This is a genomic window from Micromonospora sp. AKA38, from assembly GCF_027925725.1.
Lineage (GTDB): Bacteria > Actinomycetota > Actinomycetes > Mycobacteriales > Micromonosporaceae > Micromonospora.
Genome location: NZ_BNEI01000003.1, coordinates 1,013,594 through 1,033,991, shown reverse-complemented (window position 1 = coordinate 1,033,991; position 20,398 = coordinate 1,013,594). Strand labels below are relative to the sequence as shown.

At 73.5% G+C, this 20,398-nt stretch carries 21 protein-coding genes and 1 pseudogene; 11 read left to right on the top strand and 11 right to left on the bottom strand.

Annotated features, from left to right (window positions below; translation table 11 throughout):
• Positions 1 to 133 precede the first annotated feature (133 nt).
• From cspE to TPA0908_RS13290, 3 genes are all read left to right on the top strand, one after another.
• Positions 134 to 337 carry a transcription antiterminator/RNA stability regulator CspE gene (gene cspE, locus TPA0908_RS13300; protein ID WP_013288421.1) on the top strand — a complete coding sequence of 68 codons (204 nt, stop codon included), beginning with the start codon at positions 134 to 136 and terminating at the stop codon, positions 335 to 337.
• 212 nt (positions 338 to 549) lie between these two features.
• Positions 550 to 1,809 (top strand): DEAD/DEAH box helicase, encoded by a 1,260-nt coding sequence (locus TPA0908_RS13295; RefSeq protein WP_281937842.1) that lies wholly within the window; start codon positions 550 to 552, stop codon positions 1,807 to 1,809.
• A gap of 164 nt (positions 1,810 to 1,973) precedes the next feature.
• Positions 1,974 to 2,141, top strand: a complete 168-nt coding sequence (locus tag TPA0908_RS13290) for a hypothetical protein (protein ID WP_281937840.1) — start codon at positions 1,974 to 1,976, stop codon at positions 2,139 to 2,141.
• Between the two features lie 294 nt (positions 2,142 to 2,435).
• Here TPA0908_RS13290 and TPA0908_RS13285 read toward each other — a convergent pair whose 3' ends face one another.
• Genes TPA0908_RS13285 through TPA0908_RS13270 form a run of 4 tightly spaced genes read right to left on the bottom strand, consistent with a single transcriptional unit; the run spans position 2,436 to position 5,589 of the window.
• Positions 2,436 to 2,873, bottom strand: coding sequence for an RrF2 family transcriptional regulator (locus TPA0908_RS13285; protein WP_281937838.1), 438 nt, complete (start codon positions 2,871 to 2,873; stop codon positions 2,436 to 2,438).
• Positions 2,874 to 2,877: 4 nt separating this feature from the next.
• Complete coding sequence (locus TPA0908_RS13280; protein ID WP_281937836.1) at positions 2,878 to 3,762, bottom strand: ABC transporter permease; 885 nt, start codon at positions 3,760 to 3,762, stop codon at positions 2,878 to 2,880.
• Positions 3,752 to 4,531, bottom strand: a complete 780-nt coding sequence (locus TPA0908_RS13275) for an ABC transporter ATP-binding protein (RefSeq protein ID WP_281937835.1) — start codon at positions 4,529 to 4,531, stop codon at positions 3,752 to 3,754. The genes TPA0908_RS13280 and TPA0908_RS13275 overlap by 11 nt, the downstream gene beginning before the upstream one ends.
• Entirely contained in the window at positions 4,528 to 5,589 is a 1,062-nt protein-coding gene (locus TPA0908_RS13270) for an ABC transporter substrate-binding protein (RefSeq protein WP_107162054.1), read from the bottom strand. Before TPA0908_RS13270 ends, TPA0908_RS13275 begins: the two co-directional genes overlap by 4 nt.
• A 149-nt stretch (positions 5,590 to 5,738) precedes the next feature.
• On the opposite strand from TPA0908_RS13270, the gene TPA0908_RS13265 reads away from it, so the two are divergent.
• The 3 genes from TPA0908_RS13265 to nudC are packed head-to-tail and all read left to right on the top strand — an operon-like array spanning position 5,739 to position 9,324.
• On the top strand, positions 5,739 to 7,049 hold the full coding sequence (locus tag TPA0908_RS13265) for a M16 family metallopeptidase (protein WP_281937831.1): 1,311 nt from the start codon (positions 5,739 to 5,741) through the stop codon (positions 7,047 to 7,049).
• Positions 7,046 to 8,380 (top strand): M16 family metallopeptidase, encoded by a 1,335-nt coding sequence (locus TPA0908_RS13260; protein ID WP_281937830.1) that lies wholly within the window; start codon positions 7,046 to 7,048, stop codon positions 8,378 to 8,380. The genes TPA0908_RS13265 and TPA0908_RS13260 overlap by 4 nt, the downstream gene beginning before the upstream one ends.
• Positions 8,377 to 9,324 carry an NAD(+) diphosphatase gene (gene nudC / locus TPA0908_RS13255; protein WP_281937828.1) on the top strand — a complete coding sequence of 316 codons (948 nt, stop codon included), beginning with the start codon at positions 8,377 to 8,379 and terminating at the stop codon, positions 9,322 to 9,324. Before TPA0908_RS13260 ends, nudC begins: the two co-directional genes overlap by 4 nt.
• 239 nt (positions 9,325 to 9,563) lie before the next feature.
• On the opposite strand, the gene TPA0908_RS13250 is transcribed toward nudC, so the two are convergent.
• The 3 genes from TPA0908_RS13250 to TPA0908_RS13240 all read right to left on the bottom strand — a co-directional run bounded on the left by TPA0908_RS13250 (position 9,564) and on the right by TPA0908_RS13240 (position 11,291).
• Positions 9,564 to 9,833, bottom strand: coding sequence for a hypothetical protein (locus TPA0908_RS13250; protein ID WP_281937826.1), 270 nt, complete (start codon positions 9,831 to 9,833; stop codon positions 9,564 to 9,566).
• Between the two features lie 196 nt (positions 9,834 to 10,029).
• On the bottom strand, positions 10,030 to 10,257 hold the full coding sequence (locus TPA0908_RS13245; protein WP_107162043.1) for a DUF397 domain-containing protein: 228 nt from the start codon (positions 10,255 to 10,257) through the stop codon (positions 10,030 to 10,032).
• Between the two features lie 62 nt (positions 10,258 to 10,319).
• A complete protein-coding gene (locus TPA0908_RS13240; protein WP_281937824.1) occupies positions 10,320 to 11,291 on the bottom strand; it encodes a helix-turn-helix domain-containing protein in 972 nt (323 codons plus the stop codon).
• A gap of 202 nt (positions 11,292 to 11,493) precedes the next feature.
• Between TPA0908_RS13240 and TPA0908_RS13235 the strand changes: the two genes are divergently transcribed.
• Entirely contained in the window at positions 11,494 to 12,762 is a 1,269-nt protein-coding gene (locus tag TPA0908_RS13235; RefSeq protein ID WP_281937821.1) for an MFS transporter, read from the top strand.
• A 61-nt stretch (positions 12,763 to 12,823) separates the two neighbouring features.
• On the opposite strand, the gene TPA0908_RS13230 is transcribed toward TPA0908_RS13235, so the two are convergent.
• The gene (locus TPA0908_RS13230; protein ID WP_281937819.1) at positions 12,824 to 13,066 is read right to left on the bottom strand and encodes a mycoredoxin; all 243 of its coding nucleotides are present in this window, start codon (positions 13,064 to 13,066) and stop codon (positions 12,824 to 12,826) included.
• Positions 13,067 to 13,157: 91 nt separating this feature from the next.
• Here TPA0908_RS13230 and TPA0908_RS13225 point away from each other — a divergent pair.
• The 3 genes and pseudogenes from TPA0908_RS13225 to TPA0908_RS13215 all read left to right on the top strand — a co-directional run bounded on the left by TPA0908_RS13225 (position 13,158) and on the right by TPA0908_RS13215 (position 16,194).
• Positions 13,158 to 15,321: pseudogene (locus tag TPA0908_RS13225) on the top strand (ATP-dependent DNA helicase UvrD2).
• A 124-nt stretch (positions 15,322 to 15,445) separates the two neighbouring features.
• Positions 15,446 to 15,700 (top strand): hypothetical protein, encoded by a 255-nt coding sequence (locus tag TPA0908_RS13220; RefSeq protein WP_281937817.1) that lies wholly within the window; start codon positions 15,446 to 15,448, stop codon positions 15,698 to 15,700.
• A 128-nt stretch (positions 15,701 to 15,828) separates the two neighbouring features.
• Positions 15,829 to 16,194 (top strand): WhiB family transcriptional regulator, encoded by a 366-nt coding sequence (locus TPA0908_RS13215; protein WP_107162030.1) that lies wholly within the window; start codon positions 15,829 to 15,831, stop codon positions 16,192 to 16,194.
• 307 nt (positions 16,195 to 16,501) lie between these two features.
• Here TPA0908_RS13215 and TPA0908_RS13210 read toward each other — a convergent pair whose 3' ends face one another.
• The 3 genes from TPA0908_RS13210 to TPA0908_RS13200 form a co-directional block, all read right to left on the bottom strand.
• Positions 16,502 to 17,848: an ABC1 kinase family protein gene (locus TPA0908_RS13210; protein WP_281937815.1), complete on the bottom strand. Its 1,347-nt coding sequence runs from the start codon at positions 17,846 to 17,848 to the stop codon at positions 16,502 to 16,504.
• 10 nt (positions 17,849 to 17,858) lie between these two features.
• Positions 17,859 to 18,971: a TOMM precursor leader peptide-binding protein gene (locus TPA0908_RS13205; protein WP_281937813.1), complete on the bottom strand. Its 1,113-nt coding sequence runs from the start codon at positions 18,969 to 18,971 to the stop codon at positions 17,859 to 17,861.
• Positions 18,972 to 19,150: 179 nt separating this feature from the next.
• Complete coding sequence (locus tag TPA0908_RS13200; protein WP_007464795.1) at positions 19,151 to 19,318, bottom strand: DUF5679 domain-containing protein; 168 nt, start codon at positions 19,316 to 19,318, stop codon at positions 19,151 to 19,153.
• Positions 19,319 to 19,793: 475 nt separating this feature from the next.
• Between TPA0908_RS13200 and TPA0908_RS13195 the strand changes: the two genes are divergently transcribed.
• Complete coding sequence (locus tag TPA0908_RS13195) at positions 19,794 to 20,315, top strand: M48 metallopeptidase family protein (protein WP_107162024.1); 522 nt, start codon at positions 19,794 to 19,796, stop codon at positions 20,313 to 20,315.
• Positions 20,316 to 20,398 lie beyond the last annotated feature (83 nt).

The window sequence follows — 20,398 nt, the reverse complement described above, 5'->3', positions numbered from 1 at the left end:
TCTTTGTTGTGTCCGGAGTTCTCCGGGCGGGGCGACCAGCAGCGACAGGCACGCCACGCAGCCCATGCGTGGTGGGCTCCTCTCCGGCCCGCAACACGTGCGGGCCGACCGTTCCGTCAAGGAGACGAAACACATGGCAATTGGCACCGTCAAGTGGTTCAACGCTGACAAGGGCTTCGGCTTCATCACCCCGGACGACGGCGGCGCCGACGTCTTCGCCCACTTCTCGGCGATCCAGACCTCCGGCTACCGGAGCCTGGACGAGAACCAGCGGGTCGAGTTCGAGGTGACCCAGGGCCAGAAGGGCCCGCAGGCGGAGAACATCCGCCCGCTCTGATCTTCGGATCAACCGGCACCACCACCGCGCCCCGCCGGGCGTGGTGCACGGGCCGGCCCGCCGCGCCGCCCTCCCGTACGCGGGAGCTGGCGCGCCGAGGCGGGCCGGCCCGTCCCCTTTCGGTTCGTGCTTGTGATCACCGGCCACGCCGGTGACGCGCCGTCGCCCGGCGCCCTTCCTCGACACGTGCCGCCTCGAGGAAGGCTTTCCGCATGACCACGACCATGCCCACTTTCGCCGCGACCGGTCTGGCGCCGGCGCTCGTCGCCGAACTGACCGCGCAGGGCATCACCGCGCCGTTCCCGATCCAGTCGGCGACCCTGCCCGACTCGCTCGCCGGCCGGGACGTGCTCGGCCGCGGGCGGACCGGCTCCGGCAAGACGCTCGCGTTCGGGTTGCCGCTGCTGCACCGGACGGCCGGCCGCCGGGCGCGTCCCGGCCGCCCGCTCGCGCTGGTGCTGGTGCCCACCCGGGAACTGGCCGCGCAGGTGACCGCCGCGCTCACCCCGTACGCCGGCGTGCTCGGGCTGCGCTGCGCCACCGTGGTCGGTGGGCTCTCCCTCACCCGCCAGGCGGACGCGCTGCGGGCCGGGGCCGAGGTGCTGGTGGCCACGCCGGGCCGGCTGCACGACCTGATCGACCGCGGGTCCGCCCGGCTGGACCAGGTCGAGATCACCGTGCTCGACGAGGCGGACCAGATGGCCGACATGGGCTTCCTGCCGCAGGTGACGAAGCTGCTGGAGCAGGTCGCTCCGGGCGGGCAGCGGATGCTCTTCTCGGCCACCCTGGACCGCGGCGTGGACCGGCTGGTCCGCCGGTTCCTCTCCGAGCCGGTCACGCACTCCGTGGACCCGGGCACCGCCACGGTCACCGCGATGACGCACCACGTGTTGCACCTGGAGGCGGAGGACAAGCCGGCCGCGCTGGCCCACATCGCCGCGCGGGAGGGCCGCACCATCGTCTTCATCGCCACCAAGCACCGCGCCGACCGGGTGGCCCGCCAACTGCTCGCCAAGGGCGTTCGCGCCGCCGCGCTGCACGGCGGAAAGTCGCAGCCGCAGCGCACCCGGATCCTGGAGCAGTTCCGCACCGGCCAGGTCACCGCGCTGGTGGCCACCGACGTGGCGGCCCGCGGCATCCACGTCGACGGGCTGGACCTGGTGGTCAACGCCGATCCGCCCACGGAGGCGAAGGACTACCTGCACCGGGGTGGCCGGACCGCCCGGGCCGGGGAGTCCGGCACCGTGGTCACGCTCGTCCTGCCGGAGCAGCGTCGGGACGTCGCCCGGCTGATGAGCACCGCCGGGATCAAGGCGCAGACCACCCGGGTACGCGCCGGCGACGCGGAGCTGGGCCGGCTGACCGGGGCGCGCGAGCCCTCCGGTACGCCGGTGACCATCGCCGTCCCGCCGCCGGTCGCCGCGCACCCCGCCCCGGGGACCCGGCCCCGCCGTCGCCCGCGCCGCCGCTGACCGGACGCTCCGTGCGGGGCCGCTGACCGGTCGTTGTGCGGTGCCTCGCTGAGTCGGGGATCAGTGAATGTTCAGTCGGGTGGCCGACTGTCCGCTGTCGTCGGGGCGACGATGCTTGGTCCGTGGGCCGGTCGGGGGACCGGCCGGACACGGGAGGGGCGACCATGGCGGGTGACGCCGGCCCGGGTGACGGGGCCCGGGAGGTGCTGCTGGTGCTCGCGGTGGCGGGCGCCGGTCTGGCGCTCGCCGTGGTGGCCGCGTTCGGCCCCTGGCATCCGGCGGCGGGCGGTCCGCCGGACCGTGGCGCGGCCCGCACCTTCAACCCCGGCTGATCCGTACGGTCAGCCGGGCCTGACGGGGGTCACGCAGGGTGACGTCCGGTGGTGGATGTGCGGCAGAAACGGATATACCCGAGCGGCATAAATATGCCGCTCGGTCATATTGCTCCAGGGGGATGCCTTCTTGGCCGGGCCCTCACCGATCGGTTCTGTCGGCCCCTCAGCACCAGCCGCCGTCATCGCCCGGGGCGCGAGCAGCCGGGCGGGGCCCCGGCACCGGGCCCCGCCCGGCCTCGGGCGCCCGCCCCGGCCTTCGGGCGCCGGGGCCCGGGCCACCGGCCGGCGGACTCAGGGCGCCGGGGCGCGGTCCGCCAGCAGGTCGGCCAGCGTGGTGCGGTCCACCACCAGCGCGATCGCGCCGTCCACCGCCAGCCAGACGTCCCGCAGCCCGGTGGCCACCCCGTGGTAGCCGGCCCGGTCCGCGGGCATGCCCCGGACGCTGGTGAGCGCGCCGCCGACCGCACGCAGCACGTCACCGACGCTGATCTCGGCCGGGGGCCTGCTCAGCGCGTACCCGCCCTCGGTGCCGCGGTGGCTGTGCAGCAGTCCGGCCCGCCGCAGGTCGAGCAGGATGCCCTGGAGGAAGCTGAGCGGGATGTCCTGGCGTTCGGCCAGGCTCGCGGCCTTGACCAGCTCGCCGCCGGGATCCCCGTCGCCGGTGGATCCGGCGTCGGCGACGGCGAGCATGGCCCGGAGCGCGTAGTCGGCGCGCGCGGAGATGTACACGAGGTCAGTTGCCGGCCTGGTCCAGCACGCCCCAGCGGCGGCGGATCGCCTTGTCGGCCGCGCCGAACGCGGTGTCCACCAGCAGGCCGACCACCAGGATCACGATCATGATGGCCATCAGCCGGGGCGCCTCGCTCAGCTCGCGGGCGTAGGTGAGCTGAGCGCCGATCGAGGTGCGGGTGGCGATGACCACCAGCAGCTCACCGGCCATCAGACTGCGCCAGGCGAACGCCCAGCCCTGCTTGAGCCCGGCCACGATGGCGGGCAGCGCGGCCGGCGCGATCACGTACCGGTAGAGGTTGAGCCCGCGGGCGCCGAGGTTGCGGCCGGCGCGGACCAGCAGCGGCGGCACGTAGTCCACGCCGTGGATGACGCCGTTGGCGACCGACGGCGCGGCGCCGAGCACCACCACGAAGAAGATGGCCTGCTCGCTGAGCTGGAACAGCAGGATGGCCAGCGGGAACCAGGCGATCGACGGCATGGTCTGCAACGCGGTGATCATCGAGCCGAGCGCGGCGCGGAGCACCTTGACCCGGGCCACGCCCAGGCCGAGCAGCAGACCCACCGCGACCGCGGCGGCGAACCCGACCGCCGCCCGGCGGGCGGTGGTGGCCAGGCCCTCCCAGAGCGCGGAGCTGACCAGGTAGTGGCCGAGATCGCCGAAGACCACCATCGGGCCGGGCAGCGCCCAGGGCTCCTTCCACCCGCTCCAGACCACGGCCTGCCAGAGGGCGATGGCCATCGCGAGCGCGGCGAACTTGGGCCAGGTGGCGGACCAGAGCCGGCGCAGCCGGGACGGGCCCTTCTCCTGGCCGGCGATCTCCAGCGCGTCGAGACCGGAGATCTCCGCGTCGGTACGCGCCGACCCGGTGAGGGTGTCACTGGCCATGCCGGCCCACCTCCTTGCGCAGCCGGTCGGTGACCTCGGCGGCGATGGCCGAGACCTCCGGCGAGTCGATCCGCCGGGGTCGCGGCACGTCGACCCGGGTGGAGTAGATGATCCGGCCGGGCCGGCTGGAGAGCAGCACGATCCGGTCGGCGAGCCGGGCCGCCTCGCGCACGTTGTGCGTGACGAACAGGACGGTGAGCTTGCGCTCGCCCCAGATCCGCTCCAACTCGTCGTGCAGGATGTCCCGCGTCATCGCGTCGAGCGCGCCGAACGGCTCGTCCATCAGCAGCACCGGGGTGTCCAGCGCGAGCGTGCGGGCCAACGCGACCCGCTGCCGCATGCCGCCGGAGAGCTGGTGCGGGCGCTTACGGCCGAAGTCGGAGAGGTGGACCGTACGCAGCAGCTCGGCCACCCGCTCCCGACGTTGGTCGCGGGGGAGCCCGCGCAGCTTCAGCGGCACCTCGACGTTGCCCTCGACGGTCGACCACGGGAACAGCGCCGGCTCCTGGAACATCAGGCCCGGGTTGACGCCCTCGCCCAGCTCGATCGTGCCGCCGCTGACCCGGTCCAGGCCGGCGACCAGGTTCAGCAGCGTGCTCTTGCCGCAGCCGGACGCGCCGACCAGGCAGACGAACTCGCCCGGGGCGACGTCCAGCGACACCCCGTCCAGCGCCAGGACGGCCTGCTCGCCCTGGCCGTACACCTTGGTCACGCCGCGCAGCGCGACCGAGCCGGTCGCGCTGCGCGGGGTCGTCGTGGTCGACGTCACGGCTGGGTGACCTCGGGCTTGCCCTCGGCCTTCAGCACCTCGTTGAGGTACTTCAGGTCGTAGAGGCCGTTCAGGTCGACCGGCTGGGTCAGCCCGACCGCGACGGCGTGGTCCAGGCCCGCCTTCAGCGAGGACGCGATCGGGTCGTTGGTGAACTCCAACGTCGACCAGGCCTGCTTGATCAGCTTGATGTCCAGCGGCTTACCGGTGATCTTGCCGATGTGCTCGGAGACGGCCTGCTGCGCCTCGTCCGGCTTGGTGTTGACGAACTCGTTCGCCGCGACCTGACCCTCGACCAGCTTCTTCACCACGTCCGGGTGCGCCTTGAGGAACTTGGTGCTGACCAGCAGGTTGGTGATGACGAACTTCTTGTCCGGCCAGAGGTCGCGCTCGTCGACGAGCACCTTGCCGCCGGCGTTGACCAGCCGGGACACGAACGGCTCCGGCACCCAGGCGCCGTCGATGGCGCCGCTGCCGAACGTCTCGACGGTCTGCGCGTTCTCCTGGGGGACGACCTTGACGTCGCCGCCGCCCTCCTTGGTGGTCGCCAGGCCCTTCTCCTTGAGCCAGTAGCGCAGCGCGACGTCCTGGGTGTTGCCGAGCTGCGGCGTGGCGATCTTCTTGCCACGGAGCTGCTCCGCCGAGGTGATGCCGGGCTTGACCACGAGCGCGACGCCGCCGGACGCGGCGCCGGAGACCACCCGGACCGCCTCGCCCTTCGACTTGGAGAAGGCGTTCACGGTCGGGTTCGGACCGATGTACGTAGCGTCCAGCGCGCCGGAGAAGACCGCCTCGATGGCCGCCGGGCCGGCGTTGAAGGTCTTCGTCTCCAGCGTCACGTCGCCGCCGAGCTTCTCCTTGAAGATCCCCTTCTCCACGCCCACCACGGCGGGCGCGTGGGTGAGGTTGGGGAAGTAGCCCAGGCGCAGCGTCACCGGGCCGGAGTCACCGGCGGCGTCGCTGTCGTCGCCGCAGGCGGCGGTGGTGCCGAGCGTGGCCGCGCCGACCACGGCCAGGGTGGCCAGCGTGACCAGGCGGCGCAGGGGGAGCCGTCTCATCGAAAGTCCAATCCGCAGTATTCCTATTTAGTTGGTAGGAAGACTGGGGCAGGGTGCCGGGCGGCGTCAAGACCCGTCCCGCATCTGTCCACCGTTCGGCCACGGCACACCGCCGGTGTGGCCGGTACGGAGGCGCTAGTGTCGATCTCGTGCCGACCAGGAGAGTGAAGATCCCAGCGACGAAATACCCGGTCGAGCGGTTCGCCCTCGACAACGGCCTGCGAGTGGTGCTCACTCCCGACCGCAGCGCCCCGGTGATCGGGGTGGCGGTGGTCTACGACGTCGGCATCCGATCCGAGCCGGAGGGCCGCACCGGCTTCGCCCACCTCTTCGAGCACCTCATGTTCCAGGGCTCGGAGAACCTGGAGAAACTGGCCCACTTCCGGCACGTGCAGGGCGCCGGCGGCACGTTCAACGGCTCCACCCACTTCGACTACACCGACTACTTCGAGACGCTCCCGAGCAACGCGCTGGAGCGGGCGCTGTTCCTGGAGGCGGACCGGATGCGCGGCCCCCGGCTGACCGAGGAGAACCTGCGCAACCAGGTCGACGTGGTCAAGGAGGAGATCCGGGTCAACGTGCTCAACCGGCCGTACGGCGGGTTCCCCTGGCTGACGCTGCCCCCGGTGATGTTCGACACGTTCCCGAACGCGCACGACGGCTACGGCTCCTTCGACGACCTGGAGTCCGCGACGGTGGCCGATGCCGCCGACTTCTTCCGGCACTACTACGCCAGCGGCAACGCGGTGCTGGCGGTCAGCGGCGACATCGACGTGGCCGAGGCGACCGCGCTTATCGAACGGCACTTCGGCGACGTGCCCGCCCGCCCGGCGCCGGAGCGGCCCGACTTCGCCGAACCGGACCTGACCACCGAGCGGCGCAGCACCTACACCGACGCGCTGGCCCCGCTCCCGGCGGTGGCGAGCGCCTGGCGGGTGCCCGACCCGATCACCGACTTCGCCGGCTACCTGCCCTTCGTGGTGCTCGCCGAGGTGCTCACCGACGGCGACGCGTCCCGGCTGGTCGAGCGGCTGGTGCAGCGCGACCGCTCGGTCACCGGCCTGGGCGGCTACCTCAGCTTCATGGGCGACCCGTTCGACGTGCGCGACCCCACCGCGCTGCTGCTCGAGGCCCACCTGCCGCCCGGCGGCGACGTGGACAAGGTGCTGCGCACCATCGACGAGGAGCTGGACCGGCTGGCCACCGACGGGCTGACCGACGGGGAGCTGGCGCGTACCCAGGCCCGAATGGCCACCCACCTGCTGCGCGACACCGACGCGGTGCTCGGCCGCGCCCTGCGGATGGCGGTGCTGGAGCAGCAACGCGGCGAACCGGGGCTGCTCAACGAACTTCCCCGACTGGTCGGCGCGGTCACCGAGGAGCAGCTCCGCGCCGCCGCCGCCACGCTGCGGCCCGAGCGCCGCGCATCCGTCGAGGTCGTGGCCGGAGGTGCCCAATGACCACCACCACCGTCCGCCCGCTGCCGGCGCTCGGCCCGAACCGGCGGCTCACCGTGCCGAAGCAGGCGGAACGCACGCTCGGCAACGGCCTCACCGTGATCGCGGTACGCCGGCCCGCCGTACCCCTGGTCGAGCTGCGGCTCTGGATGCCGTTCGGGCGGGCCCACCTGGCCCGTGGCGCGATGCTGGCGCAGACCATGCTGGCCGGCACCGAGGCGCACAGCGCCACCGAGATCGCCGCCGAGCTCCAGAAGGTCGGCGGCGGCCTCTCCGCCGGCGTCGACCCGGACCGGCTGATGCTCTCCGGCGCCGGCCTGGTGACCGGGCTGGACCGGATGCTGGAGCTGCTCGCCGAGGTGCTCACCGGCGCCAGCTACCCGGCCGACTGGGTGGCCACCGAGCGGGATCGTCTCGTCGACCGGATCCAGGTCGCCCAGAGCCAGCCGTCCCACCTGGCCCGGACCGCGCTGCTCACCCGCGTCTACGGCCGCCACCCGTACGCGACGCAGACGCCCGAGCCCGATCAGGTCCGGGCGGTCCGCCCGGCCGCGCTGCGTCGGCTGCACGCCGAGCGGGTGCACCCGGCCGGGGCGGTGCTGGTGCTGGTCGGCGACGTGCAGCCGGCGCGGGCGCTGGACGCGGCCGAGGCCGCGCTCGCCGGCTGGCGGGGCGACGGTCACGTCGCCGAGCTGCCGCCCGCGCCGCCGCTGGAGCCCGGCCCGCTGCTGCTCGTCGACCGGCCCGGCTCGGTGCAGTCCTCGCTGCGCCTCGCGCTGCCGGCGGTGCCCCGCACCCACCCCGACCACGCCGCGTTGCAACTGGCCAACCTGCTCTTCGGCGGCTACTTCTCGTCCCGCTGGGTGGAGAACATCCGGGAGGACAAGGGCTACACGTACGGGCCGCACTCCGTGGTCGAGCACTCGGTGGCCGGGTCGGTGCTGGTCGCCGGCGCCGAGGTGGCCACCGAGGTGACCGCGCCCGCGTTGCTGGAGACCAGCTACGAGCTGGGCCGGCTGGCCACCGTGCCGCCGAAGCCGGACGAGCTGGAGCAGGCCCGCCAGTACGCGCTCGGCACACTCCAGCTCGGCATGTCCACCCAGGCCGGCCTGGCGTCGCTGACCAGCGCGTACGCCGGCAACGGGCTGCGGCTGGACTACCTCGCCGAGCACGCCGCCCGGCTGGCCGCCGCGACCGTGGACGACATCGCCGAGGTGGCGGCCCGGTACCTCGCCCCGGCGAAGGCGGTCACCGTGGTGCTCGGCGACGCGGCCCGGGTGGCCGACTCGCTCGCCGCGCTCGTCCCCGTGCGCACGGAGGGCGCATCCACGTGAGCGGCGAGTCGGCGCCACCGCTGGCCCGGTCCACGGTGGACCGGGCCGCGCACCGGCGTACCGACCCGGCCTGGCTGGCCGAGGCGTGGGAGCAGGCCCGGGTGCTGGTGCTGGACTCGACCGACGAGGGCCGCGCCCTGGTCCGGGGCGAGGCGGCCCCGCCGGAGCTGGTCCTGGTCGGCGCCGGTGAGCTGCCCGAGGTGCCCCGCTCGGTGCCGATGTTCCTCGGCGTGGAGCCGGACGGGGTGCCGGTGTTCGCGGTGGACAGCCCGCTGCCCGCGCTGCCCGGCACCCGCCGGGCGCACCTGCGTGAGGTCGGCCACCTGATGACCGACCGGGACGCGGGCCTGTTCACCACCGCGTTGGCGCTGCTCAACTGGCACCTGCGGCACGGCTACTCGGCGTCCACCGGGCAGCCGACGCAGGTCGACGAGGCCGGCTGGTCCCGGGTCGACCCGGGTGGCCACCGGACCTGGCCGCGTACCGACCCGGCCATGATCGTGCTGGTGCACGACGGGGTGGACGGCCCGGAGGGCCGCTGTCTGCTGGGCAACAACGCCGCCTGGCCGAGCACCCCGGGTCGGCGCCGCTACTCCTGCCTGGCCGGTTACGTCGAGCCCGGCGAGTCGGCCGAGGCCGCCGTGCTGCGCGAGGTCCGCGAGGAGGCCGGCGTCGGGGTCGGGGAGATCGCGTACGTGTCCAGCCAGGCCTGGCCGTTCCCCGGCTCGCTGATGCTCGGCTTCCTGGCCCGGGCCGACGCCGACGAGCCGATCCGGGTCGACCCGACCGAGATCGCGGACGCGCGGTGGTTCAGCCGCCGGGAGATCGGCGCCGCGCTGGCCGGCGAGTCGGTCCGGGTGGACGGCGGGGACCGCCTGCTGCTGCCCCCGCCGTCGTCGATCGCGCTGTTCCTGGTGCACCGCTGGCTCGACGGCCACTGCTGACCGGGGCGGCCGGCCCGGACGCTGCCCCGCCGCGGCGAGCCGCCAACCCCGAGCCGGTGCGTTGAGAAGGGGCCCCGCCTATGCCGTAGGCGTTAAGCGGGGGCCCTCCTTACGCGGTCCCGGCCCGGGACCGTCGTTGCCGCGGCGGTCCGGGGCCGGGAACACGGGCCGTCGTGGCCGGGTGAGGCGTGGAGCACGGCGGGGGAGCCGGTCCGGCCACGACGGACGTCAGCGGACGGTCATCCGCCGTCCCATCGGTAGGGGCGGCCGGGGGTGGGCTCCTCGATGGGCAGCACCTTGACCCGGTGCCGGCCGGCGCGGACCGCCCCGACGGCCGACAGGGCGCGGGCGAGCAGGAGGGCGGCGTCCCGGTTCTCGGCGTGCACGACCTGACGACGTGGTTCCGGCGCACGGGTCTCGTCCCGCAGCCGTCCCCCGCCGGCCCAGGCGGCGGCGATGTCGGCGTCGCCGGCGTTGCGGATCTCGGTGCGGACGATCAGGAACCGCATGGTGTCCCCCGGAAGTGGACGGATACGCGGTGGAACTTCCACGTCACTCAAGCGACATCGTACGCCGGCAGGTCGTCCCAGCAAGTGAAACGAGAGGGCTCGACCGTTCGGATGATGGCAGGTCAGGACGGTTGTCCGGGGTGGACGTGCGAGGGGCCGCCGGCGTGACGCCGACGGCCCCCGGGCCCTCGCCGGATCAGTTCAGGTCGAACTGGCCGTTCTTCGCGCCGGCGATGAAGCCGAGCCAGCCGGCCCGGTTGAACAGCAGCACCGGCCCGCTCGGGTCCTTGCTGTCCCGCAACGCCATGGTCGCCGGCCCGGTGCCGAGCGGCGCGACCTCCACGCAGTTCGAGGTCTGGCTGCGGGTGCTCTTGCGCCAGGCGGCGCCGGCGAGGGAGGTCGTGCTGGTGTGGATCTGGTTCATGGTGTCCTGCTCCTGGTGAGGTGCTCCGATGGGGACGAGCGACGCCGACGTCGGCGCGGGGATCACCGTTCCGACGTGAGGCGCCCCGAGTCACGACGGCGCTGGGTCGGCGCCGTTGCCGGCCCGTACGCCGCGGTGGACTCGACTGCCGTGCCGGTCGGCCGTCCGGTCGCCTCGGTCAGCCAGGAGCGGGTGTCCGATGCGGAGAGCGCCGACTTGCATAGCCACTCGAACACCACTTTATAGCGATTTAGGGTGTTCACCTCGGTCGACATGACGTCGGTGAAGCCACTTTCGATGGCCAGCGTCTCCGGATCGAGCGGGTCGGCGAACCGGTAGAGCGAGAATGCGGTCGGCGGGACGTACCAGTCGCCGACCCGGGTGTCCCGGAGCAGCAGGCGCAGCTCCACGTTCGGCATGTCGGCCAGCTCGCACAGGTGGACGAGCTGGTCCCGCAGCACGTCCGGCGGCCCGGCGCGCCGGTCCAGCGCGGCCTCCTCCAGCACGGCGGTGTACCGGGGCACGTGGACCAGCAGCGACTGGCGGGCCTGCCGGGCGCCCACCTCGGCCTCCGGATTCTCCGACTCCGGGTCGCCCGCCTCCTCGGCCACCCGGGCCGCGGACAGGATCCGGTGCCGGGCGTAGCCGGGGGTCTGCAACAGCCCCGGCACCAGCACCGGGTTGTACTCGGAGATCTCCGCGCAGCCCGCCTCCAGCTCGGCGAAGGCGCGCTGCTGCTGGGTCATCACCGGGAAGTTGCGCAGCCAGCCGCGCATGTCGCCGGCCTCGTGGGCGATCCCGGTCAGCTCCGCGCGCAGCCCGGCGGCGACGCCGTAGAGCGTGAGCAGCGCGTCCACGTCGTCCGGGTCGGGCCGGCTGCGGCCGTTCTCCAGGCGGGACAGTTTGGAGGCGGAGGCCCAGCCGATCCCCTCGATGACCTGGTCACCGGTGAGACCGGCCTGTTCGCGGAGCCGGCGCAGCTCGATGCCGAGGCGGCGACGGCGTAGAAACGGGCCTGGTGCGGCAGGAGGCACGGCGTCCTCTTTCCCGTCGACCGTCGCGAGACGCGACGGTAACTGTATGGAATTCGCCCCCCACGGTCAGTATGGACGGCGCGACCGGTGTCGGCAGGTCCGGCGAGGGCGTGTCACGAGAGACAAAAAGAGGACTGTGGAGAGCGCCTTCGCCGGCGCCCGCCCCGACGCGCCCACGGGCGCACCTGCCGGAGGGAAACCGATGCGCACCGTCCTGCGCCGCCCCGACTTCCGCCTGCTCTTCGCCGCGATGGTGGCGAGCCTGGCGGCGGAGTCGATCCTGCTGCTCGCGCTCGCCGTCTGGGTGAAGGACCTGACCGGCTCGGACAGCATGGCCGGAGCCACCATCTTCGCCGTGATCGCGCCGATGGCGCTCGCCCCGCTGGTCGGCTGGGTGGTCGACAGCTACCGCCGCCGGCCCTTCTTCATCGCCGCCAACCTGCTCGCCGCCGTGCTCCTCGGCCCGCTGCTCACCGTGCGCGACCGCGGGGACGTCTGGGTGATCTACCTGGTCGCGGCACTCTACGGCCTCTCCTCGATCACGCTGACCGCCGTGCTCAACGGGCTGATCCGGCACCTGGTGCCGGCCGACCTGCTGGCCGACGCGAACGGGGCCCTGCAGACCGTCCGGCAGGGGCTGCGGCTGGTCGGGCCGCTCGCCGGGGCCGGCATCTACGCCGCCGTCGGTGGCTGGCTGCTGGTGCTCCTGGCCATGGCCGGTTTCCTGGTCGCCGCCGCCGTGGTCGGGCTGCTCCGGGCGGAGGAGAGCACACCGACCGGGCCCGGGAGCCGCTGGCCGGCCGGACTGGGCGCCGGGCTGCGTCACCTGGCCCGGGAGGCGGCGCTGCGCCGGGCCCTGGTCGGCTACGGCGTCGCCTCGCTGGTGATGGGCTTCACCGAGTCGCTGATCTTCGCGTACGTCGACCTGGGCCTACACCGCGACGCGGCGTTCGTCGGTGTGCTGTTCATGGTGCAGGGGGTGGGCGGTCTGGTCGGCGGGCTGCTCTCCGCCGCCGTGGTCCGCCGGCTCGGTGAGCTGGGCGCGCTGGCCACCGGCGTGACGTTCTTCGGCCCGGCCGCGCTGGCGCTGGCGTACCCCCGGCTCTGGCTCGGGGTGGTGGCGTTGCTGCTGGCCGGCGTCTCGCTGCCGCTGACCATGGTGGGGTTGTACACGCTGGTCCAACGACGGACCCCGCCGGGGCTGCTGGGCCGGGTCACCGCCGCGTCCCGGGCGCTGGTCAGCGGGCCGCAGGCGGTCTCCATCGGCACCGGCGCGCTGCTCGTCGGCGTCTTCGACTACCGGCTGTTGTTCGTGCTGGTCGGGACCGTCACCACGGGCGGCGGACTCTACCTCTGGCGGGGTCGTCGCCTCACCCTGCCGGGGACGGCCGACCCGGCCCGTCTCCCGACGCCCCGCCGGCCGCTCGACGACGAGCTGCTCGCCGCCAGCCGCCGGCGCCGGACGCCGTGACCGGCGCCGGTCGGCCGCACCCGGAATCCGGGCACGGCCGACCGGGGCGGGTGCGGGCAGGTCAGCCGGGCAGGGCGGCGAGATGCTGCTTGACCTGGTTGATCGAGGGGTTGGTCAGGGCGCTGCCGTCGGCGAAGCGCAGCGTCGGCACGGTCTGGTTGCCGCCGTTGACGCCCATCACGAACTCCGCCGCCGTCGGGTTCTGCTCGATGTCGACCACCTCGTACGCGATGCCCTCCCGGTCGAGCTGCGACTTCAGCCGGTGGCAGTAGCCGCACCACGTGGTGGAATACATCGTCAACATGGTCTGGTCCTCCAAGAGTGGGCCCGCGCCCGGTCCGATCAGGCCAGGCTAATCGCTGCAACGTCGGACGGGGCTGGGATGATTCCCTGTCGTGGGGGTTCACTCAGCGGCGGAACGGGTGCTGGCCGGGCTCGATCCGGAGCAACGGTCGGCGGTGACCGCCCCGGCCGGCCCGGTCTGCATCCTGGCCGGCGCCGGCACCGGCAAGACCCGGGCGGTGACGTCGCGGATCGCCTACCGGGCGCTGTCCGGCGACATCTCCGCCCGGCACGTGCTGGCGGTCACGTTCACCGCCCGCGCGGCGGCCGAGATGCGCAGCCGTCTCACGGTGATCGGGGTGGGCGGTGTCCAGGCGCGCACGTTCCACGCGGCGGCGCTGCGCCAGGTCCGCTACTTCGCGCCCCGGCTGCTGGCCGGGCGGGCCATGCCGGAGCTGCTGGACAGCAAGGTGCGGGTGGTCACGCTGGCCGCCGCCAAGCTGGGCCTGCGCACCGACCGGGCCGCCGCGCGGGACCTCGCCGCCGAGATCGAGTGGGCCAAGTCCTCCCTGGTCGAGCCGGACGAATACGTCGTCGCGGCGGCCAAGGCGCGGCGCGAGACGCCGTACGAGCCGGCGCGGGTGGCGGAGGTGTTCGTCGCGTACGAGCGGCTCAAGCGCGGCAACGGGGTGATCGACTTCGAGGACATGCTGCGCGCCGCGGTCTGGGGGATCGAGGAGCACCCGGACGTGGCCGAGCAGGTGCGCAGCCAGTACCGCCACTTCGTGGTCGACGAGTACCAGGACGTCAACCCGCTCCAGCAGCGGCTGCTGGACGTCTGGCTCGGCGGGCGCGACGACCTCACCGTGGTCGGCGACGCCAGCCAGACGATCTACTCGTTCACCGGCGCGACCTCGTCGTACCTGGTCGACTTCCCCCGCCACCACCGTGGCGCGACGGTGGTGCGACTGGTCCGCGACTACCGCTCCACCCCGCAGGTGGTGGGCCTGGCCAACGCGGTGATCTCGCAGGCCCGGGGCGCCGAGGCGCGGCTGCGGCTGGAGCTGCACGGCCAGCGCCGGCCCGGCCCCGAGCCGGAACTGCGGATCTTCACCGACGAGCCGGCCGAGGCCACCGCCGTCGCGGCCCGCTGCCGGGCGCTGGTGGCCGGCGGCACCCCGGCCCGCGAGATCGCGGTGCTGTTCCGCACCAACGCGCAGTCCGAGGCGTACGAGAAGGCGCTCTCCGAGGCCGAGGTGCCGTACGTGCTCCAGGGCGCGGAGCGGTTCTTCGAGCGGCCCGAGGTGCGCCAGGCGATGATCGCGCTGCGCGCCGCCACCCGGTCCATCCCCGGGGAGACGCCGCTGCCGGCCGCCGTGGTGGAAGGGCTCGCCGCGGTCGGCTGGGCACCCGACGCGCCGCCGGCCGGCGGCGCCGCCCGCGAGCGCTGGGAGGCGCTCGCCGCGCTGCTCCAGCTCGCCGAGGAGTACGCGGCCACGCCCGAGGTGCTGCCGATCGGGGAGGCCGCCACGGTCGAACGTCAGGTGACGCTGGCCGACTTCACCGAGGAACTGGCCCGGCGGGCCGCCCAGCAGCACGTGCCCACCGTGGACGGCGTGACGCTGGCCTCGCTGCACTCGGCGAAGGGCCTGGAGTGGGACGCCGTGTTCCTGGTCGGGCTGGCCGAGGGCACGCTGCCCACCACGTACGCGAAGACGCCCGAGCAGGTCGAGGAGGAGCGGCGGCTGCTCTACGTGGGCATCACCCGGGCCCGGGAGTGGCTCTGGCTGTCGTACGCGGCGGCGCGCTCGCCCGGCGGCCGGGCCCGGCGGCCGTCCCGCTTCCTGCCGCAGCTCGACCGCTCGGGCGGCGGTGAGCGGGCCGGCGCCGGCAGCCCGGCGCGGCGGGCCGAGCGGCGACGACCGCAGGTGGTCTCCTGCCGGATCTGCGGCGCCACGCTGCTCGCCGGCGCGGACCGCAAGCTGGGCCGCTGCCCGACCTGCCCGTCGGACCTGGACGAGGAGCTGTACGAGCGACTGCGCGACTGGCGGCAGCGGGTGGCCGGCGTGCAGCGGGTGCCGGCCTACGTGGTCTTCACCGATGCCACGCTCACCGCGCTGGCGGAGCGGAAGCCGGGACGCACCGAGGAGCTGGTCGCGATCGCCGGCATCGGGCCCCGGAAGGTGGGGCTGTACGGCGACCCGGTGCTGGCCCTGGTGGCCGGCGCCACGGTGGACGACGTTCTGCCCGCAGAAAACTTTGGAAATCAGTCCGTAAATCGTTTGCCCTCCCCCGAGGGCGAGGAATAGCCTCAGGACACACCACGCGAGCGGCGCCGTTCTGGCTGCTCACGGGGGATGAGTCCATGGTCGGCACGAGGAAAGTCAGGGAGGTGGCACCAATGGAGATTTACACCTACGAGCGTCCGGCGGCGATGCCAGCTGCCTGCGCTCCGCTGTCGGCTGTCCGGGTGGCCCTTGCCGCTCGACCGTCGGCTCCGCAGGTGCACCAGGCCCAGGTTCAGGCCGAGCTGAACCTGACCGTCGCACCGCTGCGCGGAGTCGAGGGGACCAGTGGCTTCACGGGCATGGGCGTCGATGGCGGCAAGAAGCGCACCGATGTCCGCGGCGTTCCACCTCGAGGTAGACCGGTCTGATCCATCAGACCACCGGCTCACCTCGAGGCCGCGGAACCCGCTACCGGGATCCGCGGCCTCAGTTTTTTGCCCCGCCGAAGTACCGAATGCGATCCACGAGATCGAAGTGAGAGAGAGGTGACCGGAGGATGAGTCTGGCGTTGGCCCCACTCGACGTGAGCGTCGAGGTGGAGGCGAACCTGCCCTGCCGGAAGTTCGACCCCGACCTGTGGTTCTCCGACCAGCCCGCCGAACTCGAACTGGCCAAGTCGCTCTGCGGGGACTGCCCGCTGCGCGTCGAGTGCCTGGCCGGGGCGGTCGAGCGGGCCGAGCCCTGGGGCGTCTGGGGCGGCGAGATCTTCGAGCGTGGCGCGGTCGTCCCGCGCAAGCGGCCCCGTGGCCGTCCGCGTAAGGAGGACCTCGCCCGCGACGCCCAGCTCCGGGTCGAGGCGGAGGCGCGACTGGCGGCCAGCGGGCTGTCCGAGTCGCGTAGCGCCGTCCGGCTGGCAGCCTGACACACCTACGTTCCGAAGCCGACCGACGCCGGTGTCCCTCCACCGGCCGAACGAGAGAGAGAAACCAGTGCTGCACCTGCCGAACGGAACCGAGATGCAACTACTCCACGAAGCGTTGTCCAGGGCTCGAATGCGCCGGCCTCAGGCCGGTCGCACCACCACGAGCACTGAGGCAACCCGTTCCGCCCGTACCGTCGCCATGCGGAGTCGCGGCCAGTCGGCTCGCGACCTGGGCGTTCTCTAGATCGAACAACTGAGGAAGGGGCGGTGACCCGATGGTCACCGCCCCTTCGACGTGCCCGTGTCGTCAGGCCACCGCCGCGAAGCCGGGCAGCCAGCGTTCCAGGATGGCCCGGTAGGACGCCTTCGCCTCCAACTGGCAGAGCACCCCGATCGACCCCAGTGTCACCCGATGGATCATCAGGTACGACGGCGGCAGGTTGAGCTGCCGGCTGAGCTGGTACGCGGGGGAGCGGGGGCTGGCCAGCCGGCCCGCCTCTCCCCGCAGCCAGGCCCGGGTGAAGCGGAACTCGTCGGCGGCGATCGGCTCCAGCATCGGGCGGAGGAAGTCGAGCACCCCCTGGGCGTCGATCGGCTCGGTCCGGCTGACGAAGCCCTCGTCGCGCAGCCCGTCCACCACCCCGGCGGCGTCCCCGCGCAGCGCCAGCGCGGCGATCCGGCCGATCGGCTCGGGCGTGCCCTCCGGCATCCGGGCCACCGCGCCGAAGTCGATCACGCCGAGCCGGCCGTCGGGCAGCAGCCGGAAATTGCCCGGGTGCGGGTCGGCGTGCAGCAGCCCGACCCGCTCCGGCGCGGAGAGGTGCAGCTCGGCCATCAGGCGCCCGGCCTCGTTCCGCTGTTCCTCGGTGCCCTCCCGGATGATCGTGGACAGCGGGATGCCCTCCACCCACTCGGTGATCAGCACCCGGGGCGCGGCGTCGAGCACCTCCGGGATGAAGATGTCCGGGTCGTCCGCGTACGCGGCGGCGAAGGCCCGCTGCGACTCGGCCTCCAGCTCGTAGTCCAGCTCCTCGGTGATCCGCTCGCGCAGCTCGGCCAGGAGCGGCTTGACGTCCAGGCCCGGCTGGATGGCCCGGAACATGCCGCCCAGCCGGGAGAGCTGCTTGAGGTCGGCGAGCAGGGCCTCGCCGGCGCCCGGGTACTGGATCTTCACGGCCACGTCCCGGTGCAGCGGGCCGCCGTCCGGCCCGTAACCCGGGTCGCGCCAGACCGCCCGGTGGACCTGGCCGATGCTGGCCGCGGCGGCCGGGGTGTCGTCGAAGGAGACGAACCGGTCCCGCCAGTCCGGCCCGAGCTGCTCGGCCAGCACCTTGTGCACGGTCGCCGCGGGCAGCGGCGGGGCGGCCTCCTGGAGCTTGGTGAGCGCCTGCCGGTAGGGCGCGGCGACCTCCTCGGGCAGCGCCGCCTCGAAGACCGACAGGGCCTGACCGAACTTCATCGCACCGCCCTTGAGCTGCCCGAGGACGCTGAACAACTGCTCGGCGGTGCGCTGCTGGATCTCGGCGGAGATGACGTCGGACGCGAGGCCGGTCACCCGCTTGCCCATGCCGAGGACGGTTCGACCGGCGAATCCGAGCGGCAGGGCGGCGAGTTTGGCGGTGCGGGACACGGCGCGGCGCGGGATGTCGGTCACCCGGCCATTGTTACCGACGCGGGGGGCTCGCTGCTGCCGTGCGCCCGGGAGCGGGTAGGGCCGACCGGATCGGGCGACGCCCGCAGCAGCCGCAGGAGGGGTGCGGGGGCCACCGGCGGTGCCGGAGACGACCGGCCCCCCGCACCTCCACCGCCGCGCCGAGCGTCTCCGGGGTGCCGCCGTCGAGCTGGGCCAGCACCTCGGCCGCCGCGAACGCCACCGCGGCGAGCCGGGTGGTGGCCGCGCAGCCCGGCTCGCCCCGGTCGGTCGCGAGCTGGGCGGCGAGCGCCGGCCAGTCCGGATCGCGGTCGGCACGGTGCAGGTCGAGGCAGCGCAGGCAGGGACCGGCGGGCGGGCGGACCAGCGGCCCGACCACGGGTACCCCGCCGCGCAGGTCGAGCAGGAGGTGGGGTTGTCGTCGGTGCGCGTACCCGATGGCGAGCGCCTCGGCCGGCCGGCCGACGCCGAGCTGCACCACCAGGTCGGGGCGGCCGGACCGCAGCGGCCCGGTGGCCGTGCCCGGCGCACAGCGGCCCAGCGCCGCGCCCACCGCCGCGGCCAGCGGTCGACCCAGCTCCGCGCCGGTCAGGCCGGTCCCGACCAGGTCGCCGGCGCGGACCGGGCCGGACAGCTCGGGTACGACGTGCCCCACCCCGGCCTGGGCCAGCGCCACGGAGACCGCGGCGCCGAGCCGGCCCGCACCGGTCACCAGCACCCGGGCGGCCCGGCGGCGGCGCAGCAGCCGCGCCGGCGTGCCGGGCAGGTCGCGCGCGGCCAGGGCCAGGGCGTCCGCCTCCGCGGTCAACCGGGCCCGGACCGGCCCGGTGAGGTCGCGGGGGAGCAGCGTCTGCGCGGGTACGACCAGACCGGCGTCCCGGAGCGCGTCGAGCAGGGCACGCGCCTCGCCCGCCGGCACCCGGGCGGCGGTGGCGGCGGCCAGGACGGCACGTTCGCTGCGGGTGCCGTCGAGCAGGTCGAGCAGGTGGGTGGTGCCGGGGGTGGCCACCTCGACCAGCACCGCCGGGCCGGGCTCCATGCCCAGCTGGAGCGTGCGCCGGTCGCGCCACAGCCTGGTCAGGCCGGGCAGCAGCGTCGGGCGGGGGAGTGGAGTTGGATGCGTCACGCCACGAATGGTGACCGTGTCCGTGCGCTCAGTCGATCGTTGTCCACAGGCTCACCGTGCCGCAGCCAGCGTTGTCCACAGGAGTGCGCCGGTTTTCCACAACTCGCCGGTAGTGATGTCGGATACGCGACGGGGGAGGGGCGGCCGTGGCCACCCCTCCCCCGGACGACCCGGACGGGTCAGACCTTCGCCTTGCCCAGGATGCGGTTCACTGTTGTGCCGCACACCGGGCACTTGCCCTTGGCCATGTTCATGCCGGTCTTCGAGACCTCCACGTGCCCCTCGAAGTCCCGCTTCTCCTTGCACTTGACGCAGTAACCGTTGTAGGTCTGGGCCTGGTCGGCCACGGTAGCCTCCTCGTCTCGTCCGCCGGAGGTGTCCCGGCGGGTTATCCCTGCGACGGGCCACACGTGGACCGGCGCCGGGGGTTCTCCGTGATCAGTCTCCTGATCACTGGTTGGCGGACCCTACCCAGGTCTGGGTGGTTCCATGTCAGCTGTACGCCGACTCTGTGAGCAAGTCGACGACGAGAGTGTGCACGTCGAGTAACGTCTGATAAGTGAGTTTCGGGGGGACACGCCGGGTAAATGCGCTCAGATCCCCTTCGCGCGGCCCCGCCGCCACCGGCCCGTCGTAGATCACCTAACGTGAGCGACGGCCGGCGGGTGATGGTTACCTACCGTCGCAAAGAAATTTTTCAGGACTCCTGACAACCAATCGCCATTTTCCGGGCGCGTGTCGTCTTGTTTACTCTTGCGGAGCCCTGGTCAGTACGCATTACCTTTCCCTCGTGACAGTCAACCGAGGCTGCGCGGCCCGGTAATGGCCGGGACGCGGAAGCCCGTCGTCGAGGTGCGGCGCAGCCAGCGCCGGCGACGCACGGTGTCCGCGTACCGGGACGGGGAGCGCGTCGTCGTGCTCATCCCCGACCAGTTCTCCCGGGCCGAGGAGAGCGAGTGGGTCGACCGCATGCTGGCCCGGCTGGCCGCCCGGGAGGGCCGGTTCGCCCGCTCGGACGCCGAACTGCTCGCCCGGGCCACCCGCCTGATCGGCCTCTACCTGCCGGAACACGGGTCGGCCGCGGAGCCGGCGAGCGTCCGCTGGGTGACCAACCAGAACGGCCGCTGGGGTTCCTGCACCCCGGCCGACCGCACCATCCGGATCTCCCACCGGATCCAGGACATGCCCGACTGGGTGATCGACTACGTCCTGCTGCACGAGCTGACGCACCTGATCGTGCCCAGCCACAACGCCCAGTTCTGGGCCCTGGTCGCCCGCTATCCCCGCGCCGAACGGGCCCGCGGCTACCTGGAGGGCGTCGCCGCCACCGCCGGCCTCCCCTGACCCGCCCCTCCACCCTGACCCGGGGTGAGGGGCGTGGTGGGGATGTGCCGCGCAGCGGAGGTGGTGGGGGCGGGATGGTGGGT